We start from the raw sequence: 25,474 nt of genomic DNA, 5'->3' as shown, positions 1-25,474 counted from the left end.
TCAAGAGCGTGAGATCAACATAGATATGACTCATCCTCATCCACAGAAGCACGCTTCTCACTTACCATGAGCGATATTGGACAAGCTGACGTTTATCGGTGAGCTTATTGTCATTGTGAGCACAAGGATACAAACAGGATGTGGATTCCTTCAAAACTCAGTTGCCCTACGTTTTCACTTTCTGCTATTGAACGCCCACGAATTGCACATTTATTAGCGGCGACAGAGAGACAAAAGTTAGTATTGTTACGAGCACCGGCTGGCTATGGTAAAACAACAGTTGCCACGCAATGGCTACAAGAAAAACCCAACCTCGGCTGGTACAACATCGATAGCAACGACAACGACCCAGCACGCTTTTGTTGTTATTTTATCGCCGCACTCAACAACGCAACGGGGCAAGCATGCCAAGAGGCGCTCAAGCTCGCGCAGCAGCAACCCTTCTCATCGATGATGAGCGTGCTAACCGAAGCACTCAAACAGATCAGCAACAGCAATAAACAAAGCTATCTGGTACTGGACGATTACCATCACATTGAAGATGATGGTATTCATCAAGCCATCCACTATTTTCTAAAGCATCAACCAAGCCATTTAACCTTAGTGATCACCAGTCGCTCAGTTCTCCCGCTTGGAATTGCCAACCTTCGTGTACGCGGTCTTATTACAGAAATAGATCAAGGGCTACTGGCTTTTGATGCAGATGAAGCCGCCACATTTTTCCAACAACGCATTGAACAACCTCTCGACAACGATGAAATTGAGCGTTTATATCAATATGTTGAAGGCTGGCCATCGGCACTTGAACTGATTGCTTGGCAAACGCGTTACCAAGCACTGGCAGGCAACGATTTCAACCAACCTACTCAGCCATTAAACCAAGCGCATCTCTGGGACTATTTAATCGAGGAGGTCTTTACTGCGCTAGATAACGATACACAAGAATTTTTGCTGCAATGCTCGGTACTCGAACGATTTAACCACACCATTGCAGGCGTCGTAACACAGCGTAACGATGCACAGAGTAAGATAGAGTCATTACAACGCTATGGATTATTCATTTTCCCTATCCCTGGCGTTTACAACTGGTTTCGTTTTCACAGCCTATTTGCCGAATTCTTAAGCCATGAGCGCGATGCCCGTTTACCTCACCAGCACACTGAGCTTCATCAATTAGCCGCCAACGCATGGTTACAGCAGTCCAATACCCACCAAGCACTGTGGCATGCCAAGCACGCTCGCGATGAGGCGTTAACCGCTCACATTTTATGCCAGCATGGTTGGGCGCTATTTAACAGTGGTGACTCTGCCAGCTTACAAGCCGCATTATCGACACTGTCTGACGAGACCATTTTCCAGCAGCCAACGCTTTGCCTCTTGCACGCTTGGCTAGCTCAGAGCCAACATCGCCACCAAGATGTCGATAAGATTCTGTGGCAATCAGAAAACGCTAACGTCGCGCTTACCAATAGCGAACAAGGGGAATTCAATGCGCTAAAAGCGCAAGTCGCCATCAGTAAAAACCAGCCATTACAAGCACTAGAATTTGCCGAATTGGCATTAAGCCAAGTTGATGGTATGGCTTACCATAGCCGCATTGTTGCCACTTCCGTGATTGGGGAGGTCAATCATGTATTGGGGCATTTGGATCGCGCTCTGCCATTAATGCAGCAAACCGAAAAATTGGCGCGCCAATATCAAGTTCATCAGCATGCGCTGTGGGCGATATTACAACAAAGCGAAATCCTGACCGCTAAGGGCTATTTACAAGCGGCATTTGATGTTCAAGAAAGTGGGTTTAAATTGATCGACGATCAACAACTCAACCATCTCCCTTTGCATGAGTTTTTACTGCGTATTCGAGCACAACTGTTCTTTAGTTGGAACCGGTTAGATGATGCAGAAGCTTGCGCGAACCAAGCGCTAAAACTACTCAACCTTCAAAGCGAGCCGTTGCAATTACATAGCTACGCCTTGTTAGCGCGTATTGCACTTTGCCGGGGAGAGGTCGACAGAACAGCAAAGTATATTGCCGAGGTGGAATGTCTACTGGCTCAATCCAGTTATCATATTGATTGGTGCGCACACGCTTATCTTGCTCAACTGCTTTATTGGCAAGCGAAACAAAACAACAGCGCGATTCAACTCTGGTTGGAAGGTGCCTCCCAACCGGAACAGGCTTGTAACCACTTTTCGCAAATGCAATGGCGAAATATTTGCCGTGCCCAACTTTATTTGGGGCAATATCAACAAGCCACGCAAACGCTGCAACGGTTACAAGATGATGCAACCAGCCATCAATTGATTGCTGATACAAGTCGAAATGCAATTATGCAATCGGTAATGGCGATTCAGACTCAGACTTCACCGATTGCTCAACAAACTTTGAAAACAGCATTGATGCTCACCAATCAAACCGCAATCTTGGGGGATTATCTTTACAATATCGATGAACTCGCCCCGATACTGCAAAGTGCGGAATTTCAATCAGAGCTTGATGAACTCACTCGCTTTCGTGCCAATCAGCTACTCAAATCCATCACCACCACTCATCGAACTCGCTCAGCCCACTTTGATGAGAACTTCATTAAACAACTCGTGCACCACCCCCAAATACCAGAGCTGGTACGTAACAGCCCGCTAACTCAGCGTGAATGGCAAGTGCTTGGTTTGATTTATTCTGGCTTGTCCAACGAACAAATCGCCCATGAGCTTGATGTAGCAGGCACGACGATTAAAACCCATATCCGCAACTTGTACCAAAAACTCAACATTGCCAATCGAAAGCAAGCGGTCAGCACCGCCGAGAAATTAGTAAAACTGATGGGACACTAATCAGTAAACGAAACAAAAAACTGCTTTTTGATTCAAACCAAGCGTTATGCATTATAAAGGTCATCATGTTAGGTGACCTTTTATCACTAATATCTGAGACAGAATAAGCCCACTACCGGATCTATTATCAATATTTTTTTGATAATGTTTCAATTGCGAGATGGTTTTTCACACCGAAGTAAAACCCTATTATGCCCTTCGTAGACACGGCAACCGCCGACAAGAATAGAATTTAAGTAGGGTACGACTATGACACATCCAATTATTGCTGACTTACAATCACGTTACACTGCAAAACGCTACGATGCTAACAAACGTATCCCACAAGCTGATCTTGATGTGCTGTACCAAGCGATTCGTCTATCAGCGTCTTCAATCAACTCACAGCCTTGGAAATTTATTGTGGTTGAGAGTGACGAAGCTAAGCAACGCTTTCATGATACGTTTGCCAACAAGCATCAGTTTAACCAACCTCATGCTAAAGAAGCGTCACACACCATACTGTTTGCTTACAATCCACACTACACCAAAGACCTATACAAAAAAGTCGTGGATGCTGAAGTGACTTCTGGTCACCTTCCTGCAGAAATGTATAACAACATGCTTGATGGTGCCTACTCGTTCGCAGAAGCAAACACCGATGAAAACGGCTTTAACGGTAACTGGACTCGTTCGCAAACTTACCTAGCACTCGGCAACACTCTGCATGTTCTTGCTCGCCTTGGTATTGATTCGACACCAATGGAAGGTATCGACCCTGAACTGATTGGTGAGTTGTTCAAAGAAGAACTTGATGGGTATGTGTGTGAGGTTGCTTTGGCAATCGGCTACCACCAAGACGGTGAAGACTATAACTACGGCAAACCGAAAGCCCGCCTACCAATGGAAGACGTCCTACAGGTACTGTAAGCTAGCTAAACACAGTGACATGACAAACATATAACCTTAAGACCCTGCTATTTCAGGGTCTTTTCCATTTAATCCATTCAATACTTCACCGCAATATAGATTCTCTCTGCTCGGCAAACTTTCTCACCATTGAGACATTTTACTCTTTTACAGAATTTCAGATTGAACCCAATCACTTGGCTAAATAGCATACGCAGTCGGTAGGCATTCGCCATAAATAGAGAGTAACGATGGAACAGTTTGAAGCTTTGGAACAAATTCATACCCCCATTTGGATTTATGATTTTGACCAACAAAGTATTTTTTGGGCTAACTCCGCCGCACTTTTATTATGGGAAGCTGAAACCCTCACAGAGTTGCTTAATCGCGATCTTAAAACTGGCATGTCACAGGCGGTCAAAACTACATTAGACACCTACCGAAAACAGTTCGAGCTAGGTGAGTGTTTTCGTAAATGGTGGAATATCACCCCAAAGCAAATACATAAGCGTGTCCTATGTGATTTCTCAGGTGTCGAACTCGAAGAAGGGCGACTGGCCATGCTCGTTCATGCCTTATCAGAAGAGTCGTATTTACGCAGCAATCTGGCTTTTTCTGATGGGTCTAACCTTTCGCTACTCTTTGATCAATCCGGTTATCTACTCAGCGCCAACGACGCCTTTCAGCAATTCTATCCTATCGCTCTGACGCATCTATCCACATTGACAGGCAGTCCACAGCGGGCAGACAAATGGTTAACCGAAGCACAAGTTCGTGGTGAAGTTGAAAAAGAAACCAACTTAACGATCAATGACCAATCTTACAATTTTCGTATCATCGCCAATTGGGTAAAAAACAAAAACCAGTTGCTACTGCAATTAACCGACATAAGCCAACAGAAAAAACAAATACTCGCCGCACAGTTTGAGGCCAACCATGACTGTTTAACCGAACTATATAACCGCCGAGGGCTACTCACTCAAGCAAACTCATGGACGCAAACCCAACACAGTTTTCATTTGGTGTTTATCGATCTTGATGGATTTAAGATGATCAACGATACCTATGGTCATGGTCAGGGAGATACATTATTAATTGCTGTTGCACGTCGGTTGCAGCAATCATTACCTGAGGCTCTGGCGTTGGCGCGTTTTGGCGGTGATGAGTTTGTAGCATTACTACCGGTACAAGAATCGCTGTGCGAAAAACTGGCGAACATTAATCAGCTATTGCGTGCGCCCTATCAATTACGCAGTGGCATTACCGTGTCAGTCAATGCCAGTTTGGGGAGCACGACCTTCAATTCGCAAGAGCCATTGCCGGTCGAAACCTTGATTCAGTATGCCGGTTACGCAATGCATAAAGCCAAGAAACAAGGTAAAAACCGCTACCAAGTTTTCACGAGCGATTTAGCCCAAGCGATCAGTCGCAAATCACAAATTCGTCACTACCTCTCCACAGCTTTAGAGTCCGATCAGTTCAGCTTGCACTACCAACCCATTTTTTGTTGTCAGAGCGGCAAGCTGTATGGAGCAGAAGCATTACTGCGTTGGCACGATGACACGCTTGGTAATATTCCCCCTGCGGAGTTTATTCCCATTGCCGAAGACTCAGGGCAAATTGTGGCGTTAGGTGATTGGGTTATCCAACACGCATTAGAGCAATTAAGCCAATGGCAAATTCGTGATGATCAAGAGTTTGTCGTGAGCATCAACGTCTCACGTATTCAATTACACAGTGGATTTAGCACCCGTCTTGCGCAGCTAATTGAACGCTATCAAGTGAAGCCTTCACAAATAGCAATAGAACTGACAGAGTCATGCATGGTGTACAAAATGGAAGAGGTTAAGCAATGGCTTAGTGAGCTTTCACAGATTGGTGTCAAAATCTATCTCGACGATTTCGGCACCGGGTACTCATCATTATCCGTACTGCAACAACTGCCAATTGATGTCGTTAAGCTAGACAAGAGTTTCGTACAATCAAGCCAAGAAGGCGGACTCGCGATTATCCAAGCAACCGCGGCTATTTGTGAAAAGCTTGGGCTCGCAGTCGTGGCAGAAGGGATAGAAGAGGAGTACCAAAAAGAGTTACTTTGTCAAAATAACTACTCTTATCTTCAAGGGTACTTATTCAGTCGCCCTATTCCAGCAAAACAGTTTTCACAACGCTATTTACTCTGATGAAAATTTAAACTAACTGTAAATTTATCAGTTAAATAGCCCTTTGTACTTTGCGTTATCGTTAGGCGATCTGCTACTGTGAAAAAGAACCATAAATTTCTACAAATTTTTTACAGTAAGGAAGCCAAATGCGCTCTATCACTTCACTTTTGTTGATCCTCCTTACCGCCGTTAGTTTCTCAACTTTTGCCGAAGAAAAATACTCTGAATCTGACTTACTGGATCGCCCACTGATGGAACGTTACATCCTTGATGAACTGAAGTCGCTACGTGAATCACAACAAGATTTAGAACGAAGGTTAGTGATTGATATTACCGACCGTGAGCTTGCTGTCGCCGATAAATCTTTGAACTATGCCAACGTCACGGTGACTTACTTTTTCTACATCATTGCTGGCGTCGCCTCGTTGATAGCCTTCGTTGGCTGGCAGTCTCTGCGTGAGCTAAAAATCAAAACCAAAGAGATGGCCGACCAACGTTTAGAAGGTATTGCACTGGAATACGAGGAAAAATTTGTTGCCCTCGAACGCGATCTAAAACGTAAAACACGCATCATTAGCGAGAACAACAAAGAAATTGAGATCATCAATGAAGTCCATAACCTTTGGTTGCGCTCTCAAAGCGTGCAAACACCAGAACAAAAAATTGCGGTTTACGATGAAATTCTACATATCCGACCTGGCGATTTAGAAGCATTAACCTACAAAGCAGATGCCGCCATGGAGGCGAATGAATATAACTGGGCGCTGAGCTTGTGTAACCGCGTACTAGATTTAGACGAAACCAATGGACCAGCCCTCTATCAGCGAGCCTGTGCTTATGCAAGATTAGGCATTGAAGAGCAAGCGATTGATGATTTGGCGAGAGCGATTGAAGTTAGCCCATCAACCAGAGACCTTATCGCTAACGAAAAAGATTTTGAGTCTCTACATGGCAATAAACGCTTTGAAGCCATGCAAGAGCAGCACACAGAGGAATAACTCTTTCTCCGCTCATTAACGCAAAAAAGCACCACATAAGTGGTGCTTTTTTTAAGAACATGATTTCAATTGGTACCTATTTTCGCCCCCTTAATTGATAAGCCAGCAGCGTTAAGTCATTGGTCTATCCACTTTTTACGAAGTTTTTCCAATATTCTTTCTTATAAAAGAGATATTTATAACACTTTCACTACAAATAATTTCATATCAATTTAAATATTGATTCACATCAATTTCACATCGAGAGTTTTTATCACATCTCATTTATATTAAAAAAACACGGTTATAAAATGAGGTGAACATGAATAACGATAATCCACCTAATCAATCTATTAGCTTGTTGTCTAAACTAGAAAGCGTCAGCATTCGATTAAAGATCTGTGTGCTATTTATGGCGGTAGCTTTTGCGGTCTTGGGGTACAAAGGGATCTCCGGAATGCAAACCAGCTCGGCTTACATAGAAGATCTTTATAAACAAGGTATGCAACATACCATTCGCACAGGCCGCATCCTTGATGAGTTAGGCAACGCTCGCAGTGCACTCTTATTAGCATTCCAACATGATCCTGCCTCAAAATTTGCTCAAATGCACGATCATCCAATTCAATTCCACATCAATCAAATACAGTCTTCTCTCAACGACTTACATAGAATTGTCGATGAAGAATTAATGGCATCACCACTTAATCAACAAGAATCCGAGGTGGTGAACAATCTTGCAAATACGCTGGATAGTATTACCGAGCGAGGGTTTAACCCAGCTATTGCCGAGCTGCAAAAACAGGACTTCAGTAAAGCGAACCTGATACTACTTAAAGAGATCAATCCACTATTTGCGCAAACTTACCAACACACTGAAGCGTTCTTAAACTTGCAGCGACAAGAAGGAAAAGAGACCTTCGACCTAGCCGAGCAAAACACCCAACTCTTTATCATTGTATTTAGTGGGATTGCCGCCTTTTCACTCTTCGCTATTACCACAGTGGCGGTGATCATTGTGCGTAGAGTCAACCACGCCGTCGAATTACTTCAATATAGTGCAGAGAAGATTGCACAAGGGGATTTAACTCAACGAGTCGACCTATCAGGCAGTGATGAGTTTGCCCATATAGCACACTCGGTAAACCGCATTGTGCAAGACTTCCAGCACGTAATACAAACCAATCGAGAATCAATTAGCCAATTAGCTCGCGCGTCAGAAGAGAACTCTGTTGTTGCGACTCAAGCAAGACAAAATATTATTAGCCAGCAAGAGCAAACCACTCAAGTTGCGGCAGCAATTAATGAGTTTACAGCCACGGTACACGAAGTTGCCCAAAGCGCATCTTCAGCAGCGGAAGCATCAGAACAAGCTGATGCGGCGGCAGCAAGTGGGCAACTCGTTGTGGGCGAAAGTATTCAGATGATTGAAAATCTTTCAACTGACCTACAAGAATCCGTTGAAGCAATGCACTCTTTAGCTAAGCACTCTGAAGATATTGGTGCGGTGGTGGATGTGATTCAAGATATATCAGAGCAGACAAACTTGCTGGCGCTCAATGCCGCTATTGAGGCTGCGCGCGCTGGTGAACAGGGTCGCGGGTTTGCTGTGGTGGCTGATGAAGTTAGAACCCTTGCCAGCCGTACTCAAGCCTCAACGAAAGAAATCATGGGCACAATACAACGGCTACAAGACGGCAGTAAAGATTCAACACTAAGACTTGAAAAAGGAGCAGAGAGCGCAACACTAACCGTTGAAAAAGCTCAAGAAGCAGGTATCGCTTTAGGTCAGATCAAAGCCAGTGTTGACCAAATTTCCGCGATGAATACCCAAATTGCGACTGCTGCAGAAGAGCAAAGCCTAGTAACCGAAGATATCAACGCGAATATCTCATCAATCAGCGAGATAGCCAACCAAACTGCAGACGGTGCAGAACAAAGTGGTGAGGCAACCTTAGAGCTGGCGAACTTAGCTGAAACCTTAAAGGAGGAGATTGATCGCTACCGCGTTTAACCATTTTCTTTCCCTTACGGTAATAAAAAACCTCGCTATTGCGAGGTTTTTTATTACGTCTAAGTTTGAGCATTAATGATTGATCTGTAGAAAACGTCGCAGAGCTTCACCAACAATTTCAGGGTACTCTTTATGCGCTTCATGTTCAGAGAAAGGGACGTTCAAAAATTCACATTCTGGAATTCTGTCCGTTAACGCTTTAGCTTCTGATAGAGAGAATAAAAAGTCTTTATCACCGCGCATGATCAATGTTGAACAATTGATCTTTTCGACCAGTTCATCTGGATAACCGCTATCTAACGTGTCTAACCACAGCTCTTTCACCTCATTAACTAGTAGATTAAAATCTGGTTCTGGGTTGATCTCTAGATAACGAGCAACTTCTTCTTCAAACTCTTGCTGCCAAAACTCAGCCGTTAGACTTTCATATATTTCAATCGAAGGGTCGTCATACTCTAGGCGCCATTGCGCACCTAATGTCGTTAAGCTCAAAATTCGGCAATCATAAATGGACGCGAGTCGGTAACCTACCGTGCCTCCGTCGCTAAAGCCGAATAGATGAAACTTGTAGACTTGTAGATGATCGAGAATCGCTTCAACATCTTGTTGATAACGAGTGTAACTCAACGGTAGTTCACCTAACGTTGAGCGCCCATGACCACGCAAGTCAATGCGGATAACTTTAAATAACTCCGGTATAAAACGTAATAACCCATCGAGATCTTCACTACTGCCCAAACCGCCGTGTAACATCACTAACGGTTGACCATCAGGATTGCCTGACACTTGGTAGTAAATCTCAGCGCCATCAATTAATAAATGCTGACCAAAACCAGACATAATCCTTCCTCATCATGTTATGAATCAGAAGCATTCTAGCTTTGGCAAATATTTAACAATGTCCTCGTCTTCACATTATTTACTCGCAATCTGTGCCTTAGTCTCACAATTAAAGCAAAGTTCTGACAACCATTACTGAGTCGCGACGCAATAGACAACCTCACTGACCGATAGAGTCATCTAAATGATTTAAAAGCTCTTCAACAAAGACTATCGCTCTCTCTTGAACACTATTGTCCACCTCAAAGTCACCGCCCATGAGCGTGGGGTTAAGCTCTTTATGCTCACTCCAAATTTTAGCTAAAACGCTTGTATAGATTTCCCCCATTATTTTTCCTGTCACTCGACGAAAATCATCGAACTCCTCAGCGTCAACATTGCCTTGGATCTCCTTTAAATGGTTATTCAATAGCGCTGATACAATTAAGTGCAAATAGACCGTTCTTGTTAAAAGTGGTTTTTCCATAATAGGACCAATTAGCAATGATAATTATTATCAACTTATCATTCTTCGCATAGACAAGCCATATGGATGAATAGATCTATCTTGCCTTTTACTCGAAAAGTTCTGGCTCATTTAAACTCGTTGAAACCAGAGATCTATCGCAAGCCTCAATAAATATAGGGGAAACCAGTGCGATTACTTCCCTGCCATTACGGCTTATGAATAAAGGCAATTGGCGTAAATATTCAATAGTTTCGGTTTAATCCTCGCTACATTACACCTGACTGATGTGAGGAGGAAAAATGGAAAAAAATAATGCGGTTCAAATTGGACAAGCCAATGCAGAAGTGACCAATAATCGTCACATTAATCCAAGGTTGCTATTTGAATACAGTCTAACCATAGAGAAGTTAGACAATGGTTTTCTCAAAGCCAAGCGAATTTGGCAAGGAACGGGCAAACGCAAGATAGCCATAGAAGAAGTGTTGTGGTGCCCTAAAAATGGTCTTCAATTTGCTTCTATGAATCATCCTGATTTGAGTGAAGAAGGTTGTTTGCAAGTAAACAGCAACCATGGCAATGCTAGACTAAACAGTTATAAAACCAAATATAGAGAAAAAGAGAAAAACCTCAATTTCATTACGTCACCATGCACGTTGCTAAGCGTACCTTTTGAAATTACCAAACATTGGGATGCACTGATGAACGGCACAAAAGTCGAACTGGACTACACCGTTTTAAAAGTGCAAGCCCATACGGGAGTAACGTTACAAAAACGAAATTTCAAAGACAAACTTGTTATTAGTGTTACGCCAAAAAAGTGGTTTTGGAAAATGCTATTTGGTTCTACCGATTTTCACTTCAACACTGAAACACACGACCTGGAAAAAATAGACGGTCTTTTGGAGCCTCGAGATAGAAACCGTAAAGGGAAATATGTCGAATACCTCGGGTTGGCAACGTTCGATACCCCGATGGATTTATCTGTTATCAAGGAGTATGCCAATGTCTAAAACCGTGTTAATTACCGGAGGCACGCGAGGTGTAGGTAAAGCCCTTGTCTCTAAATGTAACTCTCTTGGCTATTCAGTAATTTCAACGGGAAGCAGTGATAAATCGGTTAGTGCCGCAAAACTCAACTTCCCTAACGTTCGTTGGATTTGTTGTGACTTATCCGATAGTAAAAGCATAGCGAAACTGGCTGAAGCAATTAACACCGAACCATTAGATATGGTGATTCATAACGCAGGTGTACAACAAGCGAGAAACTTATTTGATCCCGTTGAAGATGATTTAAGCGTAGCAATCGAAACCCAAATTAACTTCAACGCTCCCATTGAATTAACGCAGTTTTTGTTTAGTAACGTAGAAAGTACTAAAGGTACTTGGGTTTACGTCACCTCGGGGCTGGCAATTGCGCCAAAACAAAGCTCCCCTATTTATTGTGCCAATAAAGCAGGCTTACGGGCATTTTGTAAGTCGTTTAATGGTCAAATACAACGCGAAGGCAGCGACATAAACGTATGTGAAGCGATACTTCCGTTAGTCGATACCGATATGACTCAAGGACGTGGAAAAGGAAAAATATCCGCAGAACAAGCCGCAGATGAAATTATTCAAGGTGCACTAAACGGCAGAAAGGAAATCCATGTAGGAAAGATGAAATTGGTCATGCAAGCAAGGCGAGTCTTACCAAATTTTATCGAAAATATCATGCTGAAAGTGTAAAGGAGTGATTGAAATGCAGCAAAAGCAAACGGTGACAAATCGAGTTCTCAATTGGGTGATGAAAAAAGGAAGAAAGCCCAAAGCCGTATATGTTCTAGCTGGCATTTCTATCGGTGATTTTTTTGTACCAGCCCTTCCTACGCAAACATCTGTCATTTTACTGGCTTGGCTTCATCCCAAAAAGGCATGGATTATTGCATTGATGTTTGCTGTTGCTGCGGCGATGGGCGCGAGTATTTTAGTCTTAATCTCTACCTTGCTTGATAGTTATCTACAAAGTGCGATTCCAGCAGAGGAGTCGAGTTCCTACCAGAGCTGGGAGACGCTAAAAGGTTACACAAACCAATATGGGCTATACGCGCTGGCTGCCATGTCTTTATTACCTACTCCCCCGCGAAGTATGGTCATTTTGAGCTTGTTATCGGGCATTTCTAGTTACTTAGTGGTAGTGACCGTATTTTTAGGTAAACTGCTATGGTTTGGTGGCGTCGTATTTGTCGTCTCTCGTTCGCCAAAATGGTTAGTCAAACTGCCATGGATTGGTAGCAAAATCGTTAAGTCTATTTCTCAGAAGCAAACGCAGTTACAACGAGCAGCGGCTGACTTCAACGAGAGGGATAGTTAGATAGCATTCTCAGGGACCTGCGAAGAAATGTCTGAAATAAATCGAAACGCCGGCTTTGCAAGTAGAACCATGTTGGACATTCTGTTGGCAGGTTTAAACAAGCTATCACTTCCCCAACGCTCTCCCACTAACTCTAATGATAAAGTGCACATCTCCTTAGAGACAAAGCGGGAATTTGTTTCATTTGTTAGCACTCACTATGGGCTTACGACGTTGTTAAAAAGCAGTGTCGGTATTGATGGCTTTGTTGATACTCCAACCGGTAAAGCACTTCTTTCTCAGAGTACTCCCCACTCGTTTCTAAAAAAGTGGCAAAGGCTTGAGAGGTATATTCACAGCAATCACTATATCGAGTGCGACGTAAAACCAACATTCGCACGAATATCACATAAATCTAGAAAACATCCGATGCCAACCGTTGAGGAAGATTTGGCAATTTTAGGTGTGATATGCGGGCTAATAAATCACATAACAGGTTCTCGCGTAACGCTTAGTTCAAATGAGAGCAATCAACAACCAATTTTTAGCTATCCAGACCTTACAACTTGTGAGCCTATAGAGCCCACTGGCGAGTGGTATGTTCATTGGTCCCCATACAGTCCTCCATCGAAAACTCCCCCCCTTCAAGATATACCCAAGAGTGACTCTTTATCTACGGATGGCATCATTGATAAAACCAAACGAGCAATATACAGCGTAGGATTGTTGGAAGCGAATATGCTCAACACCGCGAAATTTATGGCACTATCCACGCGAAGCATGCAACGCTATCTCAACGCTAACAACGCAAAGTTTGCTGCAATCTTGCAGGAAGTAAGAGTTCATCATGCGAGCCATTTATTAATGAGTGAATATTTGAGCTTTGCAGAGGTAGGGTTTGTCTGTGGCTTTTCCGATCAAGCGCACTTTAATAGAATATTCAAGAAATGGACGGGAATGTCACCAAAACAGTATTGCCAATTCAAGAGTGACTGAAGCAATACAAACAATCGCTACCACAAGCAAAAGCCCCGCGAAATCGCAGGGCCTAAAAAACGCAAACCAAAAGCATGGTTAGAAGTTTAGAGTATCACCTTGCTCTGGGAACAAGAAATTAACCCCTAAGGTATTCGATGCCTCCAATTGACGCTCAATCACTACTTGTGGATCTTCGCCTTTCTTTAGGCTGTATTTAATATGGCTTACGACAACATCGAGATCATCTAAACTGCCTTTGCCCGCTAGGGTTTCTAATGCGGTCAGTTCTTTAATCAGCCAATTTGGTGTTAAGTGCCCAAACAACGCTTTATCTGGCGTTTCATTGGTATAAGACACTTCAATCACCATACCTTTTAGCTGACCTTGCTTCACAAATGGCGCAAGTGTCTTCCACACGTTACCCAGTGCATCACTTTTCTCAACTGCATCAGGTCCTGTATCACCAAGATAAGCAAACACATCCCCTTCACTGTCTTTTACAATAAATGCCGTAGATTGACCGCCTGAGTGGGCTAGAGGCATAGCCATAACCTGCATGCTTGTCTCTGCTACTGCATGCCATTGGGATGGCGCGAGATCGTTATAGGTGTATTTGTTGAGTTTAAAACCGTTGCCTTCGTTACCGAAGTTTGGCCATGCTGACCAGTTGAAGTAGTTACTCATCAAGGCATCATTGGTTGCCGCTAAGGCATAGATAGGTTTGTTGCTGTCATCTGGAGAGCTGATGATCATCCCCGCAACGTGATCAAGGTGCGCATGGCTAATAAAATAGCCTTTTACTTTCTCTTTCAGTAAATAGCCCACCTTTGTATAAGGTGATTCAGTAGGTAGCTTAATATCAGCAAACGCACCCTCTTTGTCAGCCACAATTAAGCCATTCACTACCGAGCCCGCATCAAGCAAAACGTAGTTTGAGTCTTGATCGCTCTTAAGCATAAAGGCAGTCAAGTTGCCATCTTGGATGCCGCCTTTACTTCCTAACGTAACCGCTTCAAACCCAGCGGCATTGACGCCAAAAGACAAGCAACCAATCAATAGTGCTAACTTAGTTTTAAACATATCTATCCTTATTACTGGCTCGACGCCAAACATTACAGTGCCGTTCTGGCTGCAAATTATTACCAAGAGAATAAAGCTATTTTATTACAGTTAATTAGCCTGCTATCGCAAAATTCAACACGAGCATTTTATCGATATCATCAAGGGGGTTAATCACACTATAGCGCCGTTTTGAACAACCAACTTGCCTGATACTTTGTAAACAAAGCGTTCGCAAGATAAGCAGTCGTTACAGCAATTTTCTCCCTAGCTCACTTTCTCACAATTTTGCACTGTATCTAACCAGCAGGAGGCGCATAATCAAATACGATTCAAAGATAAATACGAAGAAGACAAGATGTTCAATTTGCTACGCCGCTTATTTGCTGCACTTACGCGTGTAAACCCTGATCTTGATCAGGAGGTTGAAACCATCATTCATGCGTTGGGGGGACTTCACAATATTAAAGATTGTGGAGCATGCGCGACTCGATTGAGATTGGAGCTTAATGATCTTTCATTACTTGATGAAAAAGCGCTAAAACAAGGTGGAGCCATTGGTGTGGTGAGAATTGACCAACACCACGTTCAAGTGATCTACGGCTTAAAAGCCAACAGCTATGCTCAGTGTATTGAAGAAAAGCGCAACGAACAATCACAGTAACTTTCGCTAAAAACCAATCGGGAATTCCAAATGACTAATAAAACATTTCCAAACGATTTTTTATGGGGCGGCGCTATTGCCGCCAACCAAGTAGAAGGGGCATATACGACAGACGGCAAAGGGTTATCAACCTCTGATATGTTGCCTAACGGCATCTTAAGCCCGCATCAAACTCGCGAAGAGCGCACGCCAGGCATCAAAGATTTAGCCATCGATTTTTATCACCGCTACCCAGAAGATATTGCGCTCTTCAAAGAGATGGGCTTTACCTGTTTACGCTTATCCATCGCATGGACGCGTATTTTCCCCAATGGCGATGAACTAGAGCCAAACCAAGCTGGTCTAGAGTACTACGATAAAATTTTCGCCGAGTTAGCAGCACATAACATTACACCATTCGTGACGCTGTCACATTATGAAATGCCGTATGCATTGGTTGAGAACTATAATGGCTGGGGCAGCCGCAAGCTAATTGAGTTTTTTACCCGTTATGCTCGCACCGTGTTTGAACGTTATAAAGACAGCGTCAAACTTTGGCTGACCTTCAATGAAATCAATATGTCACTGCACGCGCCATTTACGGGTGTCGGCTTACAAGAAGACGCCTGCGAACAAGCCATTTTCCAAGCAATTCACCACCAGCTAGTCGCCAGTGCACAAACTGTGCAGCTATGTCATGACATCATTCCTGATGCAAAGATTGGTAACATGCTGCTGGGCGCATTGTCTTATCCACACACTTGCCACCCTGATGATGTGATTGCAGCCATGCACGAGAACAATCAATGGCTATTCTTTGGTGATGTGCAAACACGTGGGCGCTACCCAGGTTATATGCTGCGTTACTTCCGTGATAACAACATCACTGTTGAAATGGAGCCAGGCGATGTTGAAACACTAGCAGCAGCAAGTGTCGATTTTATCTCATTCAGTTACTACGCTTCTGGCTGTGCCAGTGCGCGCGAGCAAGAAAAAGAAGTGGGGAATATTGTTGCAGGTGTCCCTAACCCATACCTTGAGAAGAGCCAATGGGGCTGGTTGATTGACCCGAAAGGTCTGCGCATTTTGCTAAACTTCCTGCACGATCGTTACCAAAAGCCGCTATTTATTGTTGAAAATGGCTTAGGAGCGCGTGATGAAGTCACCGCTGAAGGCGAAATTATTGATGATTACCGCATCTCTTACTTGAACGACCATTTGGTACAAGCTCGCGAAGCGATTGAAGATGGCGTAGAACTGATGGGGTACACCACATGGGGACCAATCGACTTAGTGGCAAACTCTACCGCAGAAATGAGCAAACGCTACGGTTTTATCCACGTTGACCGAGACAATCAAGGTAACGGTGACTTAACACGTATGCGTAAGAAGAGCTTCTACTGGTATCAAGAGGTGATTAAAACCCAAGGTGCCTCTTTGACTACAAAAGATTAATTCTTCATTCGTTAATGGCACTCATTTTCTTTTAAAATCACCAAAGAGAAAGAGTGCCAAATTCTCTAATACCAAAAACGTAAATCAGCGCCTCACAACAAGAGGCGTGATGCCAATTGCACTATTTGCTATGCAATTTCAGTCAGGTATTTTCGCAACCCAATTCGGCTATGCCCGGTTGGGAAGTTATCCAAACGAGTAAACTCTTCAAATCCCAAACGCTGGTAGAATACAGGCGCTTGCCAACTCTGAGTCCATAACCATAAGCCTGATAAATTTTGCGCTCTAGCGTACTCTTCCGCTTTCGCCATTAATTGCTTACCCATTCCTGTGCCACGGCAGCTTTCATCTACCCAAAGCTCATCGATATAAAGCCATTCCCACAATAAATCGGCAGTAAGAGCAGCAATAAGGGTGCCGCTGTCATCTTTAACCGTCCAGTTTAATCGCTCTTTATGGTACGGCGGAGCCACTTGTTTCTGACTATGAGATTCAAAACCTGCACTCAATTCTGATTGTAGTTTGTCTTCAAGATCACCGACCGTAAATTCAATATTTGCCATTGCTATTAGCCTCACTTAGCTACTTATTGTTGGTGCGCATAGTGTTAACGAGGTAATCACGTAAGCGATATTGATAATAACGATGATTTCAATTCACCTCTATATTGGCATAGAAATTATCGAGTAATAAATCCTAACGATTACGGCCTCCAGAGAAGACAGTATGAAGAGAAAAATAACAAAGGCCTCATTTGAGGCCTTTGGGTGGATTGTATTCTGTTAGCAAAACAGCAAGGTTAAAACTCTTTCATCAGGCGTTTGTATTCAACATCGTCTTGGTACATCTTGTGGAAGATTTTGTACTTCGCATCGTAGAAATGTTTAATCTTCTCGGTTTGCGGCATCACGCTCTTACTGATGCGGCTCATGGCATTCATCGCATCAGGGATATCACTGTAGAAACCAGCAGCTACAGAGCCTAACATTGCTGAGCCTAAGATCACCGCTTCGCTCTCTTCAGGTAAGACAATCACACAGCTTGTCGCATTGGCGTGCTCTTGCAAGAAGACCGTATTCTTAGTGCCGCCGCCACACGCCATGATGGTATCAATTTCATAACCCGCATCGTTCATTACTTCAATGATGTGGCGCGTACCCAGGGCGATACCTTGAATGGTGGCTAAGTACTGCAGCGCCATATCATCCATGGTTTTCGACATTTTCAGCCCAGTCATCGTACCGGTTAAGTGCGCGTTAGCGCGTGGCGAGCGGTTGCCATGGAAGTAAGGCAATACGTGAATATCTTTGGTCAAAAATGCGATGTCTTCTTTGCTGCCTGCCAACTGCAACAGTCGATTGTTTAGCAGTTCATACACCGTTTGCCCAAGCTTGCTCGCTTGCTCTTTGGCACTTTCATAGAGAGGATGAGAAGTGATGATATGGTCGATCAACGCACCAGTCGCCGACTGACCCCCTTCATTGAGCCAATAGTCTGGGATCATGGCACCGTAATAAGCCCCCCAAACACCATCAATAAAACGCGCCGTTTTTGATGCCGCCATGTGGCAAGAAGAAGTCCCCCCAATCAGCGCCAAACGTTTATTGAAATCCGCTTTTTCTCCGCTCATACCCGCAGCGCCTAACACACCAATGCCACCTGCGTGCGCATCAATGATAGAGGTACCGACTGCGGTTCCCGGCATTAAGCCCAAATCGTCTGCCGCATGAACCGTTAAACCATCACCCACAGGTTGCCCCATTGGAAGAATACGGTCACCAATGGTTTTGGCGTTGTCTTCTAGCAAGTCTTCTAAACCAATCAGGGTAAAGAAGCTCTTATCCCATTTGTTTTCATGACCAAGGTATGTCCACTTACATACGGTTGAACAAAGTGAACGGCTGGCATCAAAGGTCGCTTTCCAAGTCAGAAAATCAGGCAAGTCAAAGAAGTAGCCCGCTTTAGACCAAGTATTTGGCATGTTCTGCTTTAACCACAACAGCTTAGGTGTCTGCATTTCAGGGGAAATACGGTTACCCACATACGCCAATACAGGGTGCTCAGTTTTATTGATGCGATCCGCTTGATCAATCGCGCGGTGATCCATCCACATCACGATATTTTGCTCACTGCGCCCTGTTGGGCTCACGGTGAGTGGCTGTCCGTTTCTATCCAGAACCACCAACGAACAAGTCGCATCAAAACCGATGCCTTTAACTTGAATAGGGTCAATATTGGCTTGTGAAACGGCATCTTTTACCGCAAGGCAAACACACTGCCAAATGTTATCTGAAGATTGCTCAACGAAATCAGCTTGAGGTTTAAACATCAATGTATCGCGTTTGGCTTCGCCTACTTTACGCCCAAGAGCATCAAATACCCCAGCACGTGCGCTGCCACTACCTACATCAACGCCGATAAAATAAATACTCATATACTACCCCGTTAAGCCTTATTTTTTTGTAAGAAGATAAATAGGATCAAGATGGCACCCCATAGTGCCATAGTGAGATAGCTGCTCACTCCCAGCAAGTTAAGACCACTTTCTAAGGTCTGTAACACAATCAGCGCTAATCCAATCCCAACGATTCGCCCGAAGCCACCATCAGGGTTTATGCCGCCCAGCACTGACGCAAGAATCGCAATCAGCAAGTAAGATTCGCCATAGCCCGCTTTGGCTGAGTTAAACTTCGCCATCATCACAATCGCGGCAACCCAACAAAGCATTGAAGAGATAATGTAGACATACAGCGTGGCTTTTTGCGTGTTAATACCGGAGAAGCGCGTTGCCTTCTCATTGGAACCCATCAAGTAAATAGTGCGACCTAGGCTGGTGTGCTCTAGTAGTGCCCATAGCGCAATGGCAAAGCCAACAAACAAGATAAGCGGCATAGGAATGCCTAGCAGTGAGCCGTTGCCCAGAACCAGAATCGCCTCTGGGAAACCAGAGATAACACTACCACCAGAAATCAACACGTTCAGACCGTTGATTAATGTCATCATACCTAGCGTGGCAAGAATTGGAGAGACGCCCACATAAGCGATTAACGCGCCATTAAGCAGCCCAATAACCACCGCAGTAACCAAACCACCCGCTAGTGCCATCACTAACATTGCCGAACTATCTGGCGCGATAGTGATAATGCTCGCCATCACCAAACCACAAGCGTTCGTGGTGGCAATGATTGAGAGGTTAATCCCGCCAGTCAACATACACACTGCCATTGCTAAAGCTAATAAGCCCAGTAGCGGCATTTGTGATGACATTGACTGTAAGTTGTCGATAGAGAAGAATGCCTGACCGCTCGAGAATCCCATCACGGCTAAAATGCCGACTAAGATCACCAACAAATAACGAATGTTCTTGTCGGTAGGCAGTTTCAAACTATTAAGTACCTGTTCCATTATGCCCCCTGCGCCGCTTGTTTTTTCTCGTTAATCGCGGTCATGCTGATACTGCAAACAATGATCAAGCCAGTCACAACCGTGTGCCAGTATGAAGGCACGCCCAGTAGCGTTAGACCGTTTTTGACAATCGCCAGTAAAATCACACCCAACACCACACCAAACAAGGTACCTTTGCCCCCTGTCATACTGGTGCCACCTAATACCACTGCCGCTAATACCGTCAGCTCGAAACCCATCAAAGAGTTCGGTGCAACCGACTGAGTAATTTGTGTTTGCACAACCGAAGCAATGCCTGCTAATGCGCCCATGTAGCCATAGACAAATAGGTTGATGCCAAACAGGTTAATACCAATGCGGCTAGCGGCATCAGCGTTACCGCCAACGGCGTAGATCTGACGACCTAAACGTGTTTTCGACATCAAAAACGAGGTCAGCGCAATCATGGCAAACAGCGTTAGAATCGGCAGCGATAAGCCATAGTCATAACCATCACTGCCAGTGAAGGTAAATAGCTCTACCCCATCCATAAACCAATCAGGGAAGCCATACAGCCACTCACCATTGCTAAAGTAAATCAGCAAGCCGAAAAACAGGTTTAGCGTTGAGATAGTAATGATGATTGCCGGCACTTTCAGTTTGTACACTAATGTCGCGTTAATCATACCAAGCAGTATGCCGACCACAGTGGCGATACCAAAAGCAATCATAAAATTACCACCAACACTGAGTATGTAAGTGGCGGCTACGTATTGCGCTATTGCTGCCGTCGCTGGGAATGAAATATCAATCCCACCAGCAATCAGCACCACAAACAGACCACACGCCATGATGCCGAGAATTGCCGAGCTAACCGACATATCGAAGATGTTACCTAAGGTAAGAAAGTCTTCTGATGTGAACGCCAATACCCCTACAATCAGAACAATCATCATCGAAAGATAAAACTCGTGTCGCTTTGCGAATGCAGACAAAGAACAACTGAATTTATTAAGCATTGACGGCCTCCATAATTTCTTGCTCTGAAGAGTGAGTTGGCTGGAAGTCATGAGTAAAACGTCCTTCTTTCATCACAATCACACGGTGACTGTTATAAAACACTTCTGGGATCTCATCGCTAACCATGATGATGGCAATGCCTTGTGCGGCGAGATCTTTGGCGATGTTGTAAATTGCCTCTTTGTTGGCAACATCAACCCCTACCGTTGGTGAATCAAGGATCAACACTTCAGGTTCAGCGGCAATCCACTTAGCAATCGAAATACGCTGCGCGTTACCACCAGAAAGGCTGGTGACTGGCAATTTTGGATCCGCAACTTTGATCGACAGTGACGAAATCAATGTCGCCACCAATTTGTTAGCTTTAAGGTGATCTAACAAGCCTGATGGCTTTTTCAATCGCGTTAGAACGGAAGCGGTAATGTTGTCTTGAATGGCTTGTTCCATCACCAGACCTGTCGACATACGGTCTTCAGAGACATAACCAATACCTTGGGCAATCGCATCACGGTTGGAGGAAAATGAAGTCACTTGGTTGTTGACCAAGATCTCACCACTGTCTGGTTTGGTCATACCAAACAATGCCATACACAATTCTGTTCGCCCTGCACCCAATAAACCGGTAATTGAAACAATCTCGCCTTTGCGTACAGAGAAAGAAATATCACTAAACTGACCTTGCTTGGTCAGGTTTTTAACTTCTAGCTTTACGTCGCCTTGCTGTTGATAAGGTGCCAGCGGAGTAAACTCAAAACGCTGCCCTGTCATTAAAAATGCCAGCTCGTCGCTATCAACTTCATCGGCTTGATAGGTGCCGACGGTGCGACCATCGCGGATAACTGTAATGCGATCAGAGATCTCCATCACTTCATCCAATTTGTGGCTAACAAACACCACGGTAACGCCTTTTGATTTCAGATCAGCAACCACTTCGATTAAGTGATTCACTTCAGTTCGAGTCAGTGATGCCGTCGGCTCATCCATGATCATCAATTTGGCATCGGATGCCATAGCGCGGCATATCGCCACTAATTGGCATTCTGCAATGGAAAGCTGCTCAACACGCTTGGTTAGGGGCAATGTCACACCCACTTTCGCCATCGCTTTAATTGCGATCTCTTCGATGCGTTTTTGTTGGACCAGCCCTTTCGTCCATTCAACATGATCTTGAATGGCAATGTTTTCAGCAACGGTCAGGTTGGGAAATAGCGAAAGATCTTGATAGATAACCTGAATGCCGTGCTCAATTGATTGTTGTGGGTTTAAACGAGGGTAGCTTTTGCCACCAAGAATGATTTCTGCACCTTTCTCAGGAGCATGAACACCAGAGATCACTTTAAATAGCGTGCTTTTACCACAGCCGTTCTTACCGGCTAAACAGTGAACTTCGCCTTGGTTAAAAGTGAGGTTAATGCCATCCAGTGCTTTCACAGAGCCAAAGTGTTTTGACACTTGCTTGAGTGTAATAAAAGGAGTACCAGACATGAGAATTTCCAGAAGTCAGGGGGCGGCATTGCACCGCCCCAAATTAGAACGAGATCAGAACCGTTGTTTAGAAACCTAGCTCACGAGCATTAGTTTTATCAACTTCAAGGATCTTGTTGAACTTGATAACACGGCTTTCAGTATCAATTTCCGCATCACCTAAACCTTTAACATTCACACCTTTAGTGACGTCTTGACCTTCAAGCATTTGCTTCGCTACCGCAACCATCGCGTAGCCTGCATCTGCTGGGTTCCATAGGAAGCCTTTGTCAATTTCGCCGCGCATTAGGTAAGGTGCAGCTTGGCTTGGCATCATAATACCAACCACGCTGATCTTATCTTTTGCACGTTTTTTCTTGATGGCTTCACCCGCACCAATACCGCCTAGTGAACCGTAAGAAACGATACCCGCCATATCTGAGTGCGCTTTCATCAAGTCATTGGTCGCAGCGTAAGATTGATCGATACTTTCAGCAACTGGCATACGGCTTGTCACTTCATACATATCTGGGTAAGTGTTCTTTTGGTAATCAATTGCAAGGTTTGCCCAGTTGTTATGTAGTGGTACGGTTAGCGAGCCAACATAAACGGCATAGCCGCCTTTCTCGTCCATGTTTTTCGCTAGCTCATCCATGGTCGCTTTCGCGTACGCTTGGTTATCAATCGTTTCGATATCCCAATCTGCACCATGACCATCTGGAGATTCGTGCGTCAGTACAATGATGCCTTTCTCACGAGCTTTCTTGAACACAGGCTCAAGTACCGTTACATCGTTTGGTACTACTGTAATCGCATCCACACCTTTTGCGATTAAATCTTCAATGATTTTCACTTGTTGCGCTGGATCTGGTGTAGAAGGACCAAGCTGGCGGGCGTTAACGCCGAAATCTGTTGCAGCTTGCTCAATACCTTTGTTCATTTGGTTAAACCAAGGAATACCAGATACTTTGACAACGTTGACGATTTCATAATCTTTAGCTTGTACGCCTGCAGCGCTTAGCGCTAGCGTTAAAGCTGCCGCTTTCAGTAAGACCTTTTTCATCTTCATCAATCCTTTTAGCTATGTATTAGTTATGTGTAGGGTTAAGGTGAATCGATGAGGGAATGGTAAGTCTCAATACAATGACTCACTGTTGCATCAGGCAAAAACTGTGACTAGCGCACGTTAGTGATAAATTACATAGTAATTAAGGTAAGCGAATTGTAACAATGAAAGTGCGACGTAATTATCAGATCATTTCAAGCTGAGTTCGCACCCCAAATACAAACAACAAACGATCATGTTATTTACATTTAAATATGCCATTTCGGCATGCAATCGTTTACCTTGCCTATTTACCACTTTCGCTGCGCCCTGAAATAATCATAATCTGATTACGATCACTTTTTTACGTGCAACAGCATGCGAATTGAATACGAATGCGAGCTAAAAATCGCAATTCGCCGCGGATTATCATCGGTGTGAATCGTCTGTTTGTCATTAAGTTACACGTCAATTCCATTTGATAAGCACAACACCTTTACACTGCTTTACTTACCTTGACCGCAGCTTACATAGCAGCGAGTAAAGTATAAGCTCTATAGGAGCTTACCCATGAACCGACTCTATCGTTACATTTTACTTTTGGTGGCAGCTTGCAGCTTTATTTGGCTACTCGCTGAGCCTAACCTTTTTAGCTACATCAACTTCATGCAGTGGCGCAGTGCGCTCATCCAAGCGACAGGCGTCATCTCGCTACTACTGTTAACAGTGACAATGTTACTGGCACTACGTCTACCATTTATTGAAAGACTCACCGCTGGGCTCGACAAATCCTATCGGTTGCATAAATGGACGGCAATCTATGGTGTCGTGATTGGCGCAGTGCATTGGTTGCTAGCAATTGTACCGAAAAAGTTGGTTGAACTTGGCATACTAGAGCGTGCTGGACGTAATCGTCCTCAGTTTGATGCGGACTCTTTGCAAGCCATCGTCATGAGCCTACGAGGTGGTGCAGAATCCGTGGGAGAGTTAAGCCTGTACCTATTTATCGCACTCACACTCATCGCCCTATTTGCACCAATCAAGTACAAACGATTTCGTATTACCCATAAACTGATGGCACTCATCTTTGTGGTGATCGCATATCATTCAGTTGTTCTGATTAAACCCGCTTATTGGGATAACTTAATCACACCTGTGGTCGTGTGTTTAGCCATCGCTGGCGTGATCAGCGCCGCTATGAGTCTTTTGGGGCTGATTGGTAAGTGCAGAACCTTCCAAGGTAGTGTGAAAAGCATTGAGTATGATGAGCTTAATCAAACCACTAAAGTTCAAATCAATCTTCCACGCTGGCAAGGACATAAAGCTGGGCAGTTTGCCTTTTTGAAAGTCGCAGGAGAGGAGCCGCACCCGTTTACCATCACCTCTTCAAGCCAAGCGTCGTTGGTTGAGTTCACCATCAAAGCACTGGGTGACTTCACCGCTACCCTTCACCAACAGCTCAATGTCGGTGACGCAGTCGAAATCGAAGGTCCTTATGGTGACTTTCAGTTTGATGATAATAAACAGCAGATATGGATCGCAGGGGGAATTGGTTGTGCAGCCTTCAAAGCCCGTCTAGCGGAGTTAAAGTTAAGCAATGAACATGCACCAGTGACTTTTTACTACTGCACCCAAGCGCCATCACCAACTTTGATTCGAGAATTTGAGCAAGCCGCAACACAAGCCAATATTGAGTTCCATGTGGTCGATAACCGCTTAGTGAGTTTTCTCACTATCAATGAGATTAAGCAACATAAAGGCGACTTGAGTAACGCCAGCATTTGGTTCTGCGGACCAACGGGGTTTGGAGAGGCGTTGAAGAACCAACTTAAAAGTGAGCGCTTTAATCTTGCTAACTTCCATAGCGAGCTGTTTAACTTTCGATAAAAAAAGGAGCTCATTGAGCTCCTTCGTAAACCCCACGACCTTA

At 44.2% G+C, this 25,474-nt stretch carries 21 protein-coding genes; 12 read left to right on the top strand and 9 right to left on the bottom strand.

All coding sequences use genetic code 11. From position 1 onward, the window contains the following. Positions 1 to 138: 138 nt before the first annotated feature. The 5 genes from malT (at position 139) to H2O73_RS03080 (ending at position 8,879) form a co-directional block, all read left to right on the top strand. Entirely contained in the window at positions 139 to 2,835 is a 2,697-nt protein-coding gene (malT, locus tag H2O73_RS03100) for an HTH-type transcriptional regulator MalT (RefSeq protein ID WP_182106411.1), read from the top strand. Positions 2,836 to 3,084: 249 nt separating this feature from the next. Beyond that, positions 3,085 to 3,744 carry an NAD(P)H-dependent oxidoreductase gene (locus tag H2O73_RS03095; protein ID WP_182106409.1) on the top strand — a complete coding sequence of 220 codons (660 nt, stop codon included), beginning with the start codon at positions 3,085 to 3,087 and terminating at the stop codon, positions 3,742 to 3,744. A gap of 230 nt (positions 3,745 to 3,974) precedes the next feature. Beyond that, positions 3,975 to 5,906, top strand: coding sequence for a putative bifunctional diguanylate cyclase/phosphodiesterase (locus H2O73_RS03090; RefSeq protein ID WP_182106408.1), 1,932 nt, complete (start codon positions 3,975 to 3,977; stop codon positions 5,904 to 5,906). Between the two features lie 128 nt (positions 5,907 to 6,034). Next, on the top strand, positions 6,035 to 6,886 hold the full coding sequence (locus tag H2O73_RS03085; RefSeq protein ID WP_182106406.1) for a tetratricopeptide repeat protein: 852 nt from the start codon (positions 6,035 to 6,037) through the stop codon (positions 6,884 to 6,886). Positions 6,887 to 7,187: 301 nt separating this feature from the next. After that, positions 7,188 to 8,879, top strand: a complete 1,692-nt coding sequence (locus H2O73_RS03080; protein ID WP_182106404.1) for a methyl-accepting chemotaxis protein — start codon at positions 7,188 to 7,190, stop codon at positions 8,877 to 8,879. A gap of 72 nt (positions 8,880 to 8,951) precedes the next feature. Here the strand turns inward: H2O73_RS03080 and H2O73_RS03075 are convergent, their stop codons facing one another. Together H2O73_RS03075 and H2O73_RS03070 are read right to left on the bottom strand one after the other, a co-directional pair. Continuing rightward, positions 8,952 to 9,719: an alpha/beta fold hydrolase gene (locus H2O73_RS03075; RefSeq protein ID WP_182106402.1), complete on the bottom strand. Its 768-nt coding sequence runs from the start codon at positions 9,717 to 9,719 to the stop codon at positions 8,952 to 8,954. 160 nt (positions 9,720 to 9,879) lie between these two features. Then, positions 9,880 to 10,185: a hypothetical protein gene (locus H2O73_RS03070; protein ID WP_182106400.1), complete on the bottom strand. Its 306-nt coding sequence runs from the start codon at positions 10,183 to 10,185 to the stop codon at positions 9,880 to 9,882. Between the two features lie 281 nt (positions 10,186 to 10,466). On the opposite strand from H2O73_RS03070, the gene H2O73_RS03065 reads away from it, so the two are divergent. From H2O73_RS03065 to H2O73_RS03050, 4 genes are read left to right on the top strand one after another with little or no spacing between them, the layout of a single operon-like run. Beyond that, complete coding sequence (locus H2O73_RS03065) at positions 10,467 to 11,177, top strand: hypothetical protein (RefSeq protein WP_182106398.1); 711 nt, start codon at positions 10,467 to 10,469, stop codon at positions 11,175 to 11,177. After that, a complete protein-coding gene (locus H2O73_RS03060; RefSeq protein ID WP_182106396.1) occupies positions 11,170 to 11,892 on the top strand; it encodes an SDR family NAD(P)-dependent oxidoreductase in 723 nt (240 codons plus the stop codon). Before H2O73_RS03065 ends, H2O73_RS03060 begins: the two co-directional genes overlap by 8 nt. Before the next feature lie 13 nt (positions 11,893 to 11,905). Further along, the gene (locus H2O73_RS03055) at positions 11,906 to 12,517 is read left to right on the top strand and encodes a hypothetical protein (RefSeq protein WP_182106394.1); all 612 of its coding nucleotides are present in this window, start codon (positions 11,906 to 11,908) and stop codon (positions 12,515 to 12,517) included. Positions 12,518 to 12,544: 27 nt separating this feature from the next. Beyond that, positions 12,545 to 13,492 (top strand): helix-turn-helix domain-containing protein, encoded by a 948-nt coding sequence (locus H2O73_RS03050; protein ID WP_182106392.1) that lies wholly within the window; start codon positions 12,545 to 12,547, stop codon positions 13,490 to 13,492. 78 nt (positions 13,493 to 13,570) lie between these two features. Here H2O73_RS03050 and H2O73_RS03045 read toward each other — a convergent pair whose 3' ends face one another. Beyond that, positions 13,571 to 14,554, bottom strand: coding sequence for an MBL fold metallo-hydrolase (locus H2O73_RS03045; protein ID WP_182106390.1), 984 nt, complete (start codon positions 14,552 to 14,554; stop codon positions 13,571 to 13,573). Between the two features lie 337 nt (positions 14,555 to 14,891). On the opposite strand from H2O73_RS03045, the gene H2O73_RS03040 reads away from it, so the two are divergent. Continuing rightward, positions 14,892 to 15,197, top strand: coding sequence for a PTS sugar transporter subunit IIB (locus H2O73_RS03040; RefSeq protein WP_182106388.1), 306 nt, complete (start codon positions 14,892 to 14,894; stop codon positions 15,195 to 15,197). Between the two features lie 30 nt (positions 15,198 to 15,227). Further along, positions 15,228 to 16,631: a glycoside hydrolase family 1 protein gene (locus H2O73_RS03035; RefSeq protein ID WP_182106386.1), complete on the top strand. Its 1,404-nt coding sequence runs from the start codon at positions 15,228 to 15,230 to the stop codon at positions 16,629 to 16,631. A 128-nt stretch (positions 16,632 to 16,759) separates the two neighbouring features. Here the strand turns inward: H2O73_RS03035 and H2O73_RS03030 are convergent, their stop codons facing one another. From H2O73_RS03030 to H2O73_RS03005, 6 genes are all read right to left on the bottom strand, one after another. Beyond that, the gene (locus tag H2O73_RS03030; RefSeq protein ID WP_182106384.1) at positions 16,760 to 17,194 is read right to left on the bottom strand and encodes a GNAT family N-acetyltransferase; all 435 of its coding nucleotides are present in this window, start codon (positions 17,192 to 17,194) and stop codon (positions 16,760 to 16,762) included. Positions 17,195 to 17,430: 236 nt separating this feature from the next. After that, positions 17,431 to 19,065, bottom strand: coding sequence for an FGGY-family carbohydrate kinase (locus H2O73_RS03025; protein WP_182106382.1), 1,635 nt, complete (start codon positions 19,063 to 19,065; stop codon positions 17,431 to 17,433). 11 nt (positions 19,066 to 19,076) lie between these two features. Continuing rightward, complete coding sequence (locus H2O73_RS03020) at positions 19,077 to 20,036, bottom strand: ABC transporter permease (protein WP_182106380.1); 960 nt, start codon at positions 20,034 to 20,036, stop codon at positions 19,077 to 19,079. Continuing rightward, entirely contained in the window at positions 20,036 to 21,034 is a 999-nt protein-coding gene (locus tag H2O73_RS03015) for an ABC transporter permease (RefSeq protein WP_182106378.1), read from the bottom strand. Before H2O73_RS03015 ends, H2O73_RS03020 begins: the two co-directional genes overlap by 1 nt. Then, a complete protein-coding gene (locus H2O73_RS03010; protein ID WP_182106376.1) occupies positions 21,027 to 22,520 on the bottom strand; it encodes a sugar ABC transporter ATP-binding protein in 1,494 nt (497 codons plus the stop codon). The genes H2O73_RS03015 and H2O73_RS03010 overlap by 8 nt, the downstream gene beginning before the upstream one ends. A gap of 67 nt (positions 22,521 to 22,587) precedes the next feature. Beyond that, complete coding sequence (locus H2O73_RS03005) at positions 22,588 to 23,562, bottom strand: autoinducer 2 ABC transporter substrate-binding protein (protein WP_182106374.1); 975 nt, start codon at positions 23,560 to 23,562, stop codon at positions 22,588 to 22,590. 552 nt (positions 23,563 to 24,114) lie between these two features. Between H2O73_RS03005 and H2O73_RS03000 the strand changes: the two genes are divergently transcribed. Then, a complete protein-coding gene (locus tag H2O73_RS03000) occupies positions 24,115 to 25,431 on the top strand; it encodes a ferredoxin reductase family protein (RefSeq protein WP_182106372.1) in 1,317 nt (438 codons plus the stop codon). The last annotated feature ends 43 nt before the right edge of the window (positions 25,432 to 25,474 follow it).

Origin of the sequence: Vibrio marinisediminis, assembly GCF_014050145.1 — a bacterium.
Classification (GTDB): domain Bacteria; phylum Pseudomonadota; class Gammaproteobacteria; order Enterobacterales; family Vibrionaceae; genus Vibrio; species Vibrio marinisediminis.
This window is presented reverse-complemented; position numbering and strand designations above follow the sequence as displayed.

Coding starts and splice junctions, on each gene's coding strand:
- malT (WP_182106411.1), top strand. CDS start 139: ATGTGGATTCCTTCAAAACTCAGTTGCCCTACGTTTTCACTTTCTGCT.
- H2O73_RS03095 (WP_182106409.1), top strand. CDS start 3,085: ATGACACATCCAATTATTGCTGACTTACAATCACGTTACACTGCAAAA.
- H2O73_RS03090 (WP_182106408.1), top strand. CDS start 3,975: ATGGAACAGTTTGAAGCTTTGGAACAAATTCATACCCCCATTTGGATT.
- H2O73_RS03085 (WP_182106406.1), top strand. CDS start 6,035: ATGCGCTCTATCACTTCACTTTTGTTGATCCTCCTTACCGCCGTTAGT.
- H2O73_RS03080 (WP_182106404.1), top strand. CDS start 7,188: ATGAATAACGATAATCCACCTAATCAATCTATTAGCTTGTTGTCTAAA.
- H2O73_RS03075 (WP_182106402.1), bottom strand. CDS start 9,719: ATGTCTGGTTTTGGTCAGCATTTATTAATTGATGGCGCTGAGATTTAC.
- H2O73_RS03070 (WP_182106400.1), bottom strand. CDS start 10,185: ATGGAAAAACCACTTTTAACAAGAACGGTCTATTTGCACTTAATTGTA.
- H2O73_RS03065 (WP_182106398.1), top strand. CDS start 10,467: ATGGAAAAAAATAATGCGGTTCAAATTGGACAAGCCAATGCAGAAGTG.
- H2O73_RS03060 (WP_182106396.1), top strand. CDS start 11,170: ATGTCTAAAACCGTGTTAATTACCGGAGGCACGCGAGGTGTAGGTAAA.
- H2O73_RS03055 (WP_182106394.1), top strand. CDS start 11,906: ATGCAGCAAAAGCAAACGGTGACAAATCGAGTTCTCAATTGGGTGATG.
- H2O73_RS03050 (WP_182106392.1), top strand. CDS start 12,545: ATGTCTGAAATAAATCGAAACGCCGGCTTTGCAAGTAGAACCATGTTG.
- H2O73_RS03045 (WP_182106390.1), bottom strand. CDS start 14,554: ATGTTTAAAACTAAGTTAGCACTATTGATTGGTTGCTTGTCTTTTGGC.
- H2O73_RS03040 (WP_182106388.1), top strand. CDS start 14,892: ATGTTCAATTTGCTACGCCGCTTATTTGCTGCACTTACGCGTGTAAAC.
- H2O73_RS03035 (WP_182106386.1), top strand. CDS start 15,228: ATGACTAATAAAACATTTCCAAACGATTTTTTATGGGGCGGCGCTATT.
- H2O73_RS03030 (WP_182106384.1), bottom strand. CDS start 17,194: ATGGCAAATATTGAATTTACGGTCGGTGATCTTGAAGACAAACTACAA.
- H2O73_RS03025 (WP_182106382.1), bottom strand. CDS start 19,065: ATGAGTATTTATTTTATCGGCGTTGATGTAGGTAGTGGCAGCGCACGT.
- H2O73_RS03020 (WP_182106380.1), bottom strand. CDS start 20,036: ATGGAACAGGTACTTAATAGTTTGAAACTGCCTACCGACAAGAACATT.
- H2O73_RS03015 (WP_182106378.1), bottom strand. CDS start 21,034: ATGCTTAATAAATTCAGTTGTTCTTTGTCTGCATTCGCAAAGCGACAC.
- H2O73_RS03010 (WP_182106376.1), bottom strand. CDS start 22,520: ATGTCTGGTACTCCTTTTATTACACTCAAGCAAGTGTCAAAACACTTT.
- H2O73_RS03005 (WP_182106374.1), bottom strand. CDS start 23,562: ATGAAAAAGGTCTTACTGAAAGCGGCAGCTTTAACGCTAGCGCTAAGC.
- H2O73_RS03000 (WP_182106372.1), top strand. CDS start 24,115: ATGAACCGACTCTATCGTTACATTTTACTTTTGGTGGCAGCTTGCAGC.